Origin of the sequence: Rhodoferax sp. U2-2l (assembly GCF_020594515.1) — a bacterium.
GTDB lineage: Bacteria > Pseudomonadota > Gammaproteobacteria > Burkholderiales > Burkholderiaceae_C > Rhodoferax.
The window spans coordinates 222,156-234,891 of sequence record NZ_JAJCTH010000001.1 but is presented as its reverse complement, the minus strand read 5'-3'; the positions used below and the strand labels follow the sequence as shown (position 1 = coordinate 234,891).

Sequence of the window (12,736 nt, the reverse complement as noted above, 5' to 3'; positions counted from 1 at the left end):
CCTCCATGGACATCTTTGGCATTCCCCTTCAAGCCTTTCTGGGCCAGCTGCTGCTGGGCCTGGTCAATGGTGCGTTTTATGCCTTGCTCAGCCTGGGGCTGGCGGTGATCTTTGGCTTGCTGGGGATTGTCAATTTTGCGCACGGTGCGCTGTACATGCTGGGCGCCTTTGCGGCCTGGATCATGCTCGACAAGTTCGGCATCAACTACTGGTGGGCGCTGCTGCTGGCGCCAGTCACCGTGGGGGCACTCGGTGTCGTGATCGAACGGCTATTTCTCAAACACCTCTACAAGATTGACCCCATTTACGGCCTGCTGCTCACCTTTGGCCTGGCGCTGATTGCCGAGGGCATTTTCCGCGAGCTGTATGGCGTCTCTGGCCAGAACTACAACGTGCCTGAGCTGTTGACGGGCGCCACCAACCTGGGTTTCATGGTATTGCCCAACTACCGGGCCTGGGTGGTGGGGGTGTCGCTGGCGGTGTGCCTGGGCACCTGGTACCTGATCGAGCGAACCCGGCTGGGTGCATATTTGCGCGCCGGGACTGAAAACGCCGCGCTGGTGCAGGCCTTTGGCATCAATGTGCCGCTGATGGTGATGCTGACCTACGGCGCGGGTGCCGCGCTGGCGGCGCTGGCCGGTGTGCTGGCCGCGCCCATCATCCAGGTCAACCCGCTGATGGGCTCCAACCTGATCATTGTGGTGTTTGCCGTGGTGGTGATCGGCGGCATGGGCTCCATCATGGGCTCGATCCTGACCGGCCTGGGCCTGGGGGTGATTGAGGGCCTGACACGGGTGTTTTACCCGGAAGCGTCGAGCATTGTGGTCTTCATCATCATGGTGATCGTGCTGATGATTCGCCCGGCCGGCCTGTTTGGCAAGGAAGTCTGAGATGAGCGCCGTCCTGAAACCACTCACCCCCGATCAACCCATGCCCAAAACTGCCAAACTCCTGCAGGTGACCTACCTGGTGATCCTGATCCTGTTGCTGGTGGCGCCGATGCTGGGTCTGTACCCGGTGTTTGTGATGAAGCTGCTGTGTTTTGCGCTGTTTGCCTGCGCCTTCAACCTGCTGCTGGGCTTCACCGGCCTGCTGTCTTTTGGCCACGCCGCCTTTTTTGGCTCGGCCGCCTATGTCACCGGCTATCTGATCAAGTCGCACAACCTCACGCCAGAGCTGGGTATTGCCGGCGGTGTGATCGGGGCGGCGCTGATCGGCCTGGTGGTGGGGCTGGTGGCGATTCGCCGGCAAGGCATTTACTTCGCCATGATCACACTGGCGATGGCGCAGATGATTTACTTCATCTGCCTGCAAGCGCCGTTCACCGGCGGTGAAGACGGCCTGCAGGGCGTGCCGCGTGGCGCACTCTTTGGCATGCTGTCGCTGCAGTCGGACACGGCCATGTACTACCTGGTGGTGGCGGTGTTTGTGGCGGGTTTTCTGGCGGTGTCGCGCATCGTGCATTCGCCGTTTGGCCAGGTGCTGAAGATGATCCGTGAAAACGAGCCGCGCGCCATTTCGCTGGGCTACCAGGTCGACCGTTACAAATTGCTGGCGTTTGTGCTCTCAAGCGCGTTGGCCGGGCTGGCGGGCTCGCTCAAGACCTTGATCATGGGGTTTGCCACCTTGTCTGATGTGCACTGGACGATGTCGGGCGAGGTGATTTTGATGACGCTGCTGGGCGGCGTGGGCACTTTCTTTGGCCCGGTGCTGGGCGCCGGCATTGTGATTGCGCTGCAGGACACGCTGGCCGACAAGGTGGGCTCCTGGGTCAATGTGATCATTGGCGTGATTTTTGTGCTGTGTGTGCTGGCGTTTCGCAAGGGCATCGTGGGCGAACTACAGAGCTTTCGGGAACGACGCCGTCGTCGCGGTGCCCAGTAGCCAACGGAGGTGATGCCCGCAACGGCGCCAGCCGTTGGGCTGCAGGGTTGGCAGTTTCAAATTGCAATGCATTTATGGAGAGTGATCATGACCATCATCGTCGCCTACGTGCCTCGTCCTGAAGGACAGGCCGCCCTGGCCAAAGGGATTGAGATGGCGAAAGAACGCAACGAGCGCCTGGTGGTGGTCAATGCCGGACGGGGCGGCAACAAGGAAGACCCCGCCGTGACCGATGCGCTGGATGCCGAACGAATTGCCGCCTTGATGGCGAGCGCCGGTGTCGATGCTGAGTTCAAGCAGTTTGTCCGGGGCCAAAGTGCGGTGGCAGAGATTGAAGCGTTGGTCGATAGGCTGCAGGCTTCGTTGCTGGTGATTGGGCTGAGAAAGCGCACGCCCGTGGGCAAACTGGTCATGGGCAGTGTGGCGCAGGACATCTTGCTGTCGGTGTCCTGCCCGGTGTTGGCCGTCAAGGCCTGAGACAAGTTTCATTTACCTGTACGCGGTTGCGCGCCATCGGCGGTTGAATTTGTCGGTGGCTGTTGGTTTTGGTTGAGGTCTGTGACGAGACCCACGGTCATGGGGGGATGGGTGTTTTCAAGGGCAGTGTCGTCCATAGGCCGGTTGCGGGTGTTCACGACGGGCAGCTTTATGGTGATCCAGCTCGAACCCAGTCCGCAGCCGTTCGTGGTTAACTTCAACGTGCCCATAGCGGTCAGCCACCGTTCAAGGAAGCAGACATTCAAACTCGCATGGGAATCAGTAAGCTGACACTCACAGTCACAGGGCCATTTCCACCGACTTTGCGACTCTTTTGCAGCGTTTGCCGACAGCTACGAATGCCAGCTTTCGGGTGGACCAATTTCATGAGAATATCCTTCACGTCACAACACTGCGCCGCAATCCATTGATGTCGCGTTGGGGTGTCACACCGAAAAGATGAGCGTATTCGCGGCTGAACTGCGAAGGACTCTCGTAACCGGTTTGGAACGCCGCATTGGCTGGGTCGAGGTGCTCATTGCGCATCAAACGTGCCTGCACAAAAGGTGATTAGGGCCACTGAAAAAAATCGTTGGCCTTGACGAATATCACAGGCTCGTCGCAAGTTTAGACCTAGGATGAGTCCCATGAAATCCCTTCGCGCCGCATCCTTCTGGGTTGCAGCATTGCTCTTGCCAGGAGGTGCGACTTTACTGAAGCCGATGGCAATCAGAACTTTAAAACGGAACAAGACAGAGCGCGCATCTGCGCATTTGCCCCCGAAAAGTCAGCTATGAAACGCCACAACGGCAGCTGGTTAGGCCGAACTGCATCCTGTATTTTTTCCTTGGCGCTACTTGTCGGCCTTGTGGAAACGGCGAATGCAGATAGCGAATATGACGCGCAGGCTGGATTGGCGCTGATCAATGCCCAACGCGCCTACGACCAGGGCCTGACGGGGGCCGGTGTTTTGGTTGGCGTAGCGGACACCGGTATCGCACTCAATCATCCTGAATTTGCAGGGCGTGATTTTGTTCTGAAAACCATCTATAACAGTTCTGCTGTGGAAGACGGTTGGGAATTTTGGATTAATCCTGACAAATTTCCGGTGGACGATTCAAGTGGCCATGGATCACATGTTTCCGGAACCATTGCTGCGCGCCGGGACGGAATCGGCATGCATGGCGTCGCCTACGATGCAAGACTCGTGGTGGCGGGTATTGGAGATGCACAAGGACGAATCGACCGCACCGACGAAGGGCTTCGCTATTTGGTGCAATCTGGTGCCAAAGTCATCAACAACAGTTGGGGTTCGTCGGCAGTAATAACGGACTTTACGCGGGAAGCAGTTATCAACGAGCCGCTGCTTGGTGTTGTACGCGAAGCGGTTGCAGCTGGCACCCTGATGGTCTGGGCCACCGCAAATTCTTCAAAGAACCAGCCTAGTTTGCAAGCTGGTCTTCCCTATCTCTTTCCGGAGCTCGCAGCGACTTGGGTGGCGGTGAACGCACTGACACTCAACGGTGAGAAAACCAATTACGGCAACGATTGCGGTGTCGCGGCAGGATGGTGCATTTCTGCTCCCGGCGGCGATAACGCTCTAGAAGGGGTGTTCTCGGTCAATGTGCCCGATTCATTTCATGATCAGGCCCTCGCTGTTTTGCATCAGTATTACCCCGAGGACTATCCGGCAGCAGAAGGAAATTACGTGCGCATGTCCGGCACATCAATGGCCGCGCCGCATGTCTCTGGCGCACTCGCTGTGCTGATCCAGGCCTTCCCCTATTTGACTGCTGAACAGATCAAGACGGTCATGTTCACGACGGCCACGGATATCGGCGCACCGGGGGTGGATGACGTTTTTGGATGGGGTTTGCTGAACCTCGGCAAAGCGGTCGACGGCCCCGGCCAACTGACCTCTATGTGGCAAGTGGATACCCAAGGCATGTCGTCCGCCTGGCGCAATGACATCTCAGGCACGGGTGGTCTGACGAAGATGGGGAGCGGGACGCTGACGCTTGCCGGGGCCAACACCTATGTGGGCCCCACGATCATTAGTGATGGGCGTTTGCTGGTCAATGGTTCCATCATCTCGGATAGCACGGTCATGAGCGACGGCACCCTGGGGGGGACCGGACAGGTTGGCCGCGTCCTTGTCAAAAATGGTGGCACGCTGGCGCCCGGAAACTCTCCCGGAACCCTGTTTGCCAGTGGTTCCGTGGTTCAGGAGGCGGGGAGCAATCTCGCTATCGAAATTGACGGCACGGGCCATGCCAATGGTGCTGGCAACTACGATCGGCTGGTTCTCACAGGTGCGCAGGCACAGTACACAGCCGACGGAACGGCAAGTATCCTCCTGCGCGGTATTGCGGGCGACGCGACCAATACTTACAGCCCGCCCTTGGGCCAGGGATTTCAGATGGTCACCGCGCCTGGAGGCATCCTTGGCAGCTACGACGCTATCGGCCAGCCGAGCGATGGGCTGCTGCCCGGCACTCGGCTGGACATGGTCTATGGCAGCCAAGCCTTGAGTCTCTACAGCACGCCGGCCGCGTATAGCGATCTGTGTCAGGCAGGTGTAGCGAACAATCGCAACCGGCAACAGCTTGGTGCCGCACTGGACGCACTCCGGCCCGTCGCGGGCGTGCGCGAAGGCAAGCAAGAGATCAAGTTGCTCTTCGACGGCCTGGCACCGCAAACCGCAAGCAGTCTACCGGCTGCACTGGATCAACTCGGCGGTGTGGGCTACGCCCAGTTGATCGGGATGAATCTCGAGAACAGCAAATTCATCGCCGACCAAACGATGCTTGCCGTCGCCGGCCGGCGGCGTGCTGGCGAGCGGCGCGGCATCAAACAAGACATCAGCGAAGGGACCGGGGAGCCTGGAGAAGAACTCTGGGGGCGGGCATTAGGCCGCGTATCGACATGGCGAGGAGACGGTACTGGCTACACCATGGATGATTCATTGGGCGGCTTGATCGGTGGAAAGCAGAAGCGAATCGATGCTGAGACGCTGGCTGGTTTCTCGGTTGCCTACGCAGAAAGTACCCCCAGCATTCACCAAAACATGGGGAGCGGGTCGCAACAGAACTTTCAACTGATGGGTTATGCCAGTCGCTCGTTCGAAGATGGCTCGTTCGTGCAAGGCGCGGTCGGCGGGGGAGCAGGAAGGATCGCGGCAACGCGTCCGGTCGCCATCCTCAATACCCAGTTCAGCGCGAACATTGACACGGCCAATCTGGCAGCCTCCGTAATGACCGGCTGGGCCAGCGGGGAGAATGACGATGTGCTCTACGAAGGCTATCTGGGAGCAAGCCACCTATCGTCGCGCAGTTTGGCATTCACGGACGGCAACCAGCATATGGCCAGCCTCATCCATGCGAAAACGACGACCAATAAATCTTTCGTAGTGACGCTTGGTGGTGCCATCAGCGTACCGATCAAGACCCATGAGTTCGAATGGCATCTCTCGGCGCAGGCCGCTTGGACTCGGGAATTGGTTGATGCCCGTGCGACGCTTAATGCCAGTTTACTTGGCAAGCCCTACGAAGTAAGCAGTGGCGCGATCGGGCGCGATCGCGTAACACTGGGGCTCGGCCTCTTGGGATATTTAGAGAAGCAAACCAGCATCGTGCTTGATGTCACCTATCAGTCAGCGAATAACTGGACATCCACGGCAGCTACGGCCTCGATTCAGTTCGCGTTCTAGTGAAGTGAGGCGTCCTGCGGATTAGCTCGAGTTACACGCGTAGGCTGTCCAACGACGGCCATGTGGCGTGCACTTCGGCTACCTGGCCGACAGCAATCAGCCAAGCAGGAGCCGGTGGCCTTGGAAATTTGCATTTTTTCCCTCAATACCCGTATAGGCTGCAAGCAGTCCACCAGGGTTGCCTGACCGAAATCATCCAACCGAGCAACTGGCTCCATTGTCTGTACCTGGTCGATGGCGGGTACAGCGACCCTCAAACTCGATGCCACATTGCTGACGGTCAGGCTCAAGGTCGACTGACTGGTCTGGAGTAAGCATTTCGGGGAAACCTATGTCAGCTCCCGCTGCCTTGCAGTCCCACGTTCTGCCCCATTTCTAGCCAAAGGCACCAGCCGACCATCGCCCGGACAACGCAGCGCCATGCGTGGACTAATTTGTCCATGCTGGCCCCACCCCGCTGACTTCCAGCCTTACCCCCCTTCACCGCCTGACAGCCGGACAAATTTATCCGTGCCCGATCTGTAGCCAAAACCACAAAACCCATACATAACAAGGACTTAAAAACAGTTCCGGACCTGGCACCCAACTTGCAAAAGAGTCGCATGCACTACCTTGGCGCCGACCCTGCCGAACACCGTGATGTGTTGACCATCGCGCAGCAGCTTGCGCGATACCTGCGGGATCACCCGGATGGCTGTGACACGGCCGAGGGCATTGCCCGCTGGTGGATGGACCCCCTTGAGGCGGCAGTACCGGAGGTGATGATGGAAGCCGCCTTGGCCTGGATGACCGCATGCCAGTTGATGGAAGCGCTACACGCCGCCGACGGGCGGATTCGCTACCGGCTCGCCAGCGACGCCGCCGACATCAACGCCAAACTGGCGGCCATGGTGCGCGACCCCCACTCGGTCTTGCCTTGCGACACCGCGCAACAGCCCAGGCAGGTGCACTGATGGCCAGCATCTCTGCCATCCACGCCCTGACCAGCGGTCTGGCCCAACTGCTGTCACGCAGCTACCAGTTGCAGCCGATTGCGGGCTTGAGCTGCAAGTTCGAACCGGCTGGTATTTCCGACTTCAAGAAGCTCGATGGGCAAGACGCCAAGGTCACGATCCTGCTGTACCGCATCACCCACAACGAGCATTTGCGCAACCGGCCGCCCGCCACGCTGCCATCCGGGCGCCCGGCGCCGCTCACCCTCAACGCCCACTTGCTGATCACCGTGTGGGCCGATGCGGCGCTCAAGGAACAAAGCCTGCTCGCCTGGACGCTGCGCGAACTGCACCTGCACCCGGTGCTGGACCGCAGTGTGTTCACCGACATCGGTGGCTTTGGTGCGGGCGACATCGTGTCATTGGCGCCCGAAGATCTGACGCTCGATGACCTGAGCAAACTCTGGCAAGTGCTGGTGCCACCAATGCGCCCGTCGCTGGGGTATGTGGCACGCAACGTGATGCTGGATCTGGACCCGGTGCCAGACTTTGCGCCGGTTGCCGCCGTGCGGTTGATCCTGGACGACGACGTCGCCACCGTGAGCCAGGGTGCGCCATGAACGAGTGCATCGACCGCCGTGTCTTTGGCGCCATCGAATTCGTCAATGATTTGACCGACGCCCGCGTGCTGGAGCCGCTGCAGGTCACAGCGCCCGCTGGCCTGACCTTGCTCAGAAACCGCAGCGGCCTGTATGTGATACGCGCCATCGACGGTGAAGACGACTACACGCGCCAATTCGATGACCCGCCCGCCCAACCAGCGCGTCAACCGTTCACGCTGAGTGTGCAAGACCCGCAGGCCCGCTTCCTGCCGCAAAGCTTCACCTTGCTGCTGCCGCGCTGGCTGGAAGCGCCCGGGGCGCCGGTGGACGATGCCGACAACGCCTTGCGCCCGGTGCGAATTCGCTTGATCCCTGGCGCCGCCCTTCCCCTGCGCGCCACCTGGGCCGTGCTGCGCCTGCAGGTGGTGGTGGCAGGCAGTCAACCACCGGTGGGTTTGGCCAATGTGCTGGTAGAGGCAAGCCCCGGCGCGGTCGGGCTGGGTGTGCGCCGCACCTTGACCGACCGCCATGGCGAGGCTTTGGTGATCATTGCCGACGCACCACCGATCCTGCCCGACAGCGGCCCGGTCGGGCTGACGCGCGATTTCAAACTGGCCATCAGCCTGGTGCTCGATGCCAGCGTGGTGCGCACCAGCGCCGACAAGATTCATCCGCTGGCCGACCCGACCCTCATCTTGCAACGCCAGACCGCTGGCGCAGCAGGCGTGACGGTTGTATCTGCCAGCGGCCAACTGCTGCGCGCCGGGCAAAGCCGACGTGCTGTGGAGCAGGTCACATGGCCCTGAACCCATTTCAGGCGAGCCATATTTTCCAGGGTCCAAGCCAAGGAGGTGAAACGTGCCCGAATACCTAGCACCTGGCGTTTACGTCGAGGAAGTGAGTTTCAGATCCAAGTCCATCGAAGGGGTTGGCACCAGCACCTGTGCTTTTGCCGGCCCCACCCGAAAAGGACCGAGCGGGGTGGCGCCCGAACTGCTCACCAGCTTCGCCGATTTCGAGCGCACCTACGGCGGCCTGGACGACCTGGCCTTTGATGGCGACACCGACGCGGCCCACAACCGCAACTACATCGCCCACGCCGCTCAAGCCTTCTTCAACAACGGCGGCGCGCGGCTGTACGTGGTGCGCGCCCTCAGCGCCGACGCCAAGCGTGCCTCCGCCAAGGGCACACCGGTGGTGCCAGCCTCCGGCGGCGGTGCGGAAAAGGCCTGGTTTGAGGCGCGCTTTGTCGGCACCCACTTCAACCAGGCCACAGTCACGGTGCAACAGGTCAGCACGCCCACCAGCATCAAGGCGCTGGGCGGTCTGCCCGACGGCAGCGCGGTGCGGGTGCACAAAAAGGACAAGGACGCCACCCTGATGGGTGTGTGGACCAAGGCCGCAGGCAGCTGGACGCAGCTTGACCCGCCCACCCCGCTGGTCATCACCGATCTGGGCAAAGACCTGGACGCAGCCCTCTACAACGCGGTATTGCTGAGCTTCAACGTCAGCGTCGATGCCGGTCCGAACGACAGCACCGGCTTCACCGGCCTCACGCTGGGCAGTACCAGCCCAACGTGGATCGGCAGCGTGATGGCCGACAAGCCCGCCACCCGCGCCGCGCAGCTGGTGCAACCCGTGGCACTGCAATTGGGTGCCACGGCGCCCACGGTGGTGGAAATGCTGGCGGCCTTTGGCGGCGGCAAGCTCGACAGTGAGGGTGCCGAGCCTCACAAGACCTACACACTCAGCGGCGGCACCGACGGCGCTGCACCCGGTGCGGACGAGTACGCCGAGGCGCTCGGCATTCTGGTGGGTCTGGAAGACGTGTCCATCGTGGCGGCACCGGGTTATTCGGCCTTCTACACCGACGCCGACCCCGACACCTACCAGGCCATCCAGGACGCGCTGCTCACCCACGTGGCCGACCCGCGCCGCTACCGCATGGCCGTGCTGGATGCGCCTCCGGCCGTCACGCCCGGCGTGATGCGAGAGTTGCGTGGCCTGGTCGATTCCAACCGCGCCGCGCTGTATTACCCGTGGGTCATCGCGGCCAACCCGCTGGCCGGGCCCAGCAGCACGCAGCCCGCTGAGATCGCGCTGCCACCCTCGGGCCACGTCTGCGGCATCTACGCCCGCAACGACATCGAGCGTGGCGTGCACAAAGCACCCGCCAACGAGGTGGTGCGCGGTGCGCTGCGTTTCGAGCCCTCGGTCAACACCGGCCAGCAGGAGTTGCTCAACCCGATCGGCGTGAACTGCCTGCGCCTGCTGCAAGGCCGCGGCTTGCGCGTCTGGGGCGCGCGCACCATCTCCAGCGACCCGGAGTGGAAGTACCTCAACGTGCGGCGCTACTTCAACTACATCGGCGCCTCCATCGACCGCGGCACGCAATGGGCGGTGTTTGAGCCCAACGGCGAGATGTTGTGGGCCAACGTCAAAGGCACCATCGGCGACTTCCTCTACAACGAGTGGCGCAACGGCGCGCTCCTGGGCAGCAAGCCCGAGGAAGCCTTCTTCGTGCGCTGCGACCGCAGCACCATGACGCAGAACGACCTGGACAACGGCCGCCTCATCTGCCTGATTGGCGTGGCGGTGGTCAAACCCGCCGAATTCGTGATCTTCCGCATCGGCCAAAAGACCGCCGACGCCAAGAGCTGAACCCTGTAGCCCCACGCAGCAAGGAGCCTTCAAATGATTCAACGCGACACCCCTTATGGTGCGTTCAACTTCCAGGTGGACCTGGGCACGGGCGTGGTGGCCGGGTTCTCCGACGTGTCGGGCCTGGTGACCGAGATGACCGTGGCCGAGTACCGCAACGGCACCGACGCCGAAAACCATGTGCGCAAAATCCCCGGCATACACAAGGTGGGCGACGTCACCTTCAAACGCGGCCTGATCGGCAGCAAAGACCTGTTCGACTGGATCAAGCAGACCCGCACCGACGGCTACAAAGCCAAGCGCACCGTCGTCATCCACCTGCAGGACGAAGCCCGCAGCGGCCCGGTGGCCACCTGGCGACTGCAAAACGCCATGCCGCTCAAATACACCGGCCCCACGCTCGCTGGCAAGGGTGGCGGCGACGTGGCGATGGAAGAACTGGTGTTGTCCTGCGAGGGCTACCAGGTCGAGTGACCCTGGCCCAAGCGCCCCCACCGAGCCGCTATGTCCATCACCCGCCTTCGCCCAGGCCTGAGCTTTGAGCTTGCCGCGCCTGCTACCAGCCACCCGCTGCGCAGCGATATCGCCTGCTTTGTGGGCACGGTGGCGCGGCGGCGTGCGGGGTTGGTGACCGGACCGCAACTGCTACCGGTGGTGCTGCAGCGGTGGCTGGTGTCGCATCAGGTGAGCAGCGTGGGTGGTTTGCCGCTGGCCCGGTTGCGTGTGGCACTCGACACACCCGACCGCTTTTCGCAAAGCCTGCTGGCCCAGAGTGGCGGGATGGATGAGCGCTCAGCCCTGACCAACTTCCTGGAAAAGCACACCGCCAGTAGCGATCAGCAGCCGCTGTTCGCCAGCCTGCTGCAGGCCTGTCGTGAGCTGAGTCCTTTGCCAGAGGCGCTGGTCGAAGACCTGCGGCAACGCGAATTCCATCCCGGCGGGCTTTTGCTTGGCAATGAACTGGCCGCCTGGACGCGGGTGCAGCGCCTGCTGAACCTGCCGGTGCGGCTGGACAGTTTCGAAGCCTTCAGCAGCCTGTTTGCCTGGGACCAGCGCGGCGTGCGTGACCGCACCGTGCGCCCGGCCGACCCAGTGGTGGCCACACCGCTGGGTGTGGCCTTGCGGGCTTTTTTTGGTGAAGGCGGTCGCCGCGCCTGGGTGGTGCGCACCGGCGACCCCAGTGCCCTGTTTGAATCCGCCGTCAGCCGCTTTGCCGCCTGCTTCCCGGAAGCTGATCAGGGCAACGAGTACGACACCGACCGCTGCCCGCAACTGCCGGGCATCCGCCGCCAGGTGAAACTGGGCATGCCGGTCGGTCTGCTGGGCAGTGCCCCGCCACCCGCCCTGTCAGCCACCGACTGGGTAGGGCTGGAGCACGTTTACGGACTTGCGGAGGTGAGTTTCGCCCTGATGCCCGATCTGGTGGACGCCTGCGCGCAGCCGCTGAGTGGCGACGTGCCACCGGCTGAAGTGACCAGCAGCGAAGAGCGGTTTGTCGACTGCGTGGCTGAAGTTGCCCCCGCCTCCCAGCCAACCGGGCGCCGCCTGGCGCCACCGCGCCTGAACAGCCGGGGGCTGGAAGTCTGGCGCCAGTTGCAACTGCGCGCACTGCATCTGCTGGACAACCCCGGGCGCGCCCACGCCCGGCGCGATGTGCAACTGCTCGCCTCGCTGCCCCTGCTGGGCGATGGCCGCGAGCTGCCAGCGCCCTCACAGTGGGTGCCCTGGATGGCACGCACACCGGGATGGCTGCGCAGCACCAGCGTGGCCGACGACACGCTGCTGAGCGATCGCCTACAGCTGGCCTACCCGTGGCTGATCACCGCCGACAGCGCCGACGCCCAAGGCGGCGTGGAAGCGCCCGAAGGCAGCCTGGCCGGTGTGCTGGCGCGCAACGCCCTGGAGCGCGGCGCCTACCGCTCAGCCGCCACCCGGCCGCTCTTGCGCTACCAAGACAGCGCCCCCGCCCTGCCCTGGACCCAGGTGCAGCAAGAGGCCACCTGGACGCCGCTGGGCGCGCTCACCCTGGCTGAGCGTGTGTGCCTGCTGGGACCGAGTCCGCTCGGGGCCCAATTGCTCTCGGATGTGAGCTGCTCGGCCGACCCGCGCACCCGTCAGGCCGCCGTGCGTCGCCTCATCAATGTGGTGATCCAGTCCGCCCGGCGCGCCGGTGACGACTTTGCCTTTGAGCCCAACGGCGAGCGCCTGTGGGCCCGCGTGCGTGAGCGGCTGAACGACCTGATGCGCAGCCTGCTCAACGCGGGGGCGCTGTCCACCGATGGCACGCCGTACAGCGTGCGCTGCGGCCGCGACACCATGCAGCAGCGCGACATCGATGACGGCCGACTCATCGTGCAGATTGCGCTGCAACCCGCCCAGCCGGTGCAGCGCATCGTGGTGGTGCTGAACCTGCGCGACGCTGGCACCGCGCCAGTGTTTGCCAACGCCGCCTGAGCCCCCGAACGGATGCC

General features: G+C 62.5%; 10 protein-coding genes and 1 pseudogene. 10 read left to right on the top strand and 1 reads right to left on the bottom strand.

Going from position 1 to position 12,736, the window contains the following annotated elements; translation table 11 throughout:
* Positions 1-5 precede the first annotated feature (5 nt).
* From LHU53_RS01030 to LHU53_RS01020, 3 genes are all read left to right on the top strand, one after another.
* Positions 6-890: a branched-chain amino acid ABC transporter permease gene (locus tag LHU53_RS01030; RefSeq protein WP_227330208.1), complete on the top strand. Its 885-nt coding sequence runs from the start codon at positions 6-8 to the stop codon at positions 888-890.
* A 40-nt stretch (positions 891-930) separates the two neighbouring features.
* Positions 931-1,884, top strand: coding sequence for a branched-chain amino acid ABC transporter permease (locus LHU53_RS01025; protein WP_227330345.1), 954 nt, complete (start codon positions 931-933; stop codon positions 1,882-1,884).
* An 87-nt stretch (positions 1,885-1,971) separates the two neighbouring features.
* Positions 1,972-2,361 carry a universal stress protein gene (locus LHU53_RS01020; RefSeq protein ID WP_227330207.1) on the top strand — a complete coding sequence of 130 codons (390 nt, stop codon included), beginning with the start codon at positions 1,972-1,974 and terminating at the stop codon, positions 2,359-2,361.
* 399 nt (positions 2,362-2,760) lie between these two features.
* On the opposite strand, the pseudogene LHU53_RS01015 reads toward LHU53_RS01020, so the two are convergent.
* Positions 2,761-2,913: pseudogene (locus LHU53_RS01015) on the bottom strand (AraC family transcriptional regulator); the annotation flags it as partial.
* Positions 2,914-3,154: 241 nt separating this feature from the next.
* On the opposite strand from LHU53_RS01015, the gene LHU53_RS19785 reads away from it, so the two are divergent.
* From LHU53_RS19785 to LHU53_RS00970, 7 genes are all read left to right on the top strand, one after another.
* Positions 3,155-6,070: a S8 family serine peptidase gene (locus LHU53_RS19785; protein WP_304621919.1), complete on the top strand. Its 2,916-nt coding sequence runs from the start codon at positions 3,155-3,157 to the stop codon at positions 6,068-6,070.
* 602 nt (positions 6,071-6,672) lie between these two features.
* A complete protein-coding gene (locus LHU53_RS00995) occupies positions 6,673-7,023 on the top strand; it encodes a hypothetical protein (RefSeq protein ID WP_227330206.1) in 351 nt (116 codons plus the stop codon).
* The gene (locus LHU53_RS00990) at positions 7,023-7,622 is read left to right on the top strand and encodes a DUF4255 domain-containing protein (protein WP_227330205.1); all 600 of its coding nucleotides are present in this window, start codon (positions 7,023-7,025) and stop codon (positions 7,620-7,622) included. Before LHU53_RS00995 ends, LHU53_RS00990 begins: the two co-directional genes overlap by 1 nt.
* Entirely contained in the window at positions 7,619-8,410 is a 792-nt protein-coding gene (locus LHU53_RS00985) for a hypothetical protein (protein WP_227330204.1), read from the top strand. Before LHU53_RS00990 ends, LHU53_RS00985 begins: the two co-directional genes overlap by 4 nt.
* A gap of 52 nt (positions 8,411-8,462) precedes the next feature.
* Entirely contained in the window at positions 8,463-10,265 is a 1,803-nt protein-coding gene (locus tag LHU53_RS19850; RefSeq protein WP_227330203.1) for a phage tail sheath subtilisin-like domain-containing protein, read from the top strand.
* A 33-nt stretch (positions 10,266-10,298) separates the two neighbouring features.
* On the top strand, positions 10,299-10,739 hold the full coding sequence (locus tag LHU53_RS00975; RefSeq protein WP_227330202.1) for a phage tail protein: 441 nt from the start codon (positions 10,299-10,301) through the stop codon (positions 10,737-10,739).
* Between the two features lie 30 nt (positions 10,740-10,769).
* Entirely contained in the window at positions 10,770-12,719 is a 1,950-nt protein-coding gene (locus LHU53_RS00970; protein WP_227330201.1) for a phage tail sheath C-terminal domain-containing protein, read from the top strand.
* Positions 12,720-12,736: the final 17 nt, after the last annotated feature.

Bases quoted from the DNA above. Each gene is read 5' to 3' on its own strand.
- LHU53_RS01030 (WP_227330208.1), top strand. From the start codon at position 6: ATGGACATCTTTGGCATTCCCCTTCAAGCCTTTCTGGGCCAGCTGCTG.
- LHU53_RS01025 (WP_227330345.1), top strand. From the start codon at position 931: ATGCCCAAAACTGCCAAACTCCTGCAGGTGACCTACCTGGTGATCCTG.
- LHU53_RS01020 (WP_227330207.1), top strand. From the start codon at position 1,972: ATGACCATCATCGTCGCCTACGTGCCTCGTCCTGAAGGACAGGCCGCC.
- LHU53_RS19785 (WP_304621919.1), top strand. From the start codon at position 3,155: ATGAAACGCCACAACGGCAGCTGGTTAGGCCGAACTGCATCCTGTATT.
- LHU53_RS00995 (WP_227330206.1), top strand. From the start codon at position 6,673: ATGCACTACCTTGGCGCCGACCCTGCCGAACACCGTGATGTGTTGACC.
- LHU53_RS00990 (WP_227330205.1), top strand. From the start codon at position 7,023: ATGGCCAGCATCTCTGCCATCCACGCCCTGACCAGCGGTCTGGCCCAA.
- LHU53_RS00985 (WP_227330204.1), top strand. From the start codon at position 7,619: ATGAACGAGTGCATCGACCGCCGTGTCTTTGGCGCCATCGAATTCGTC.
- LHU53_RS00975 (WP_227330202.1), top strand. From the start codon at position 10,299: ATGATTCAACGCGACACCCCTTATGGTGCGTTCAACTTCCAGGTGGAC.
- LHU53_RS00970 (WP_227330201.1), top strand. From the start codon at position 10,770: ATGTCCATCACCCGCCTTCGCCCAGGCCTGAGCTTTGAGCTTGCCGCG.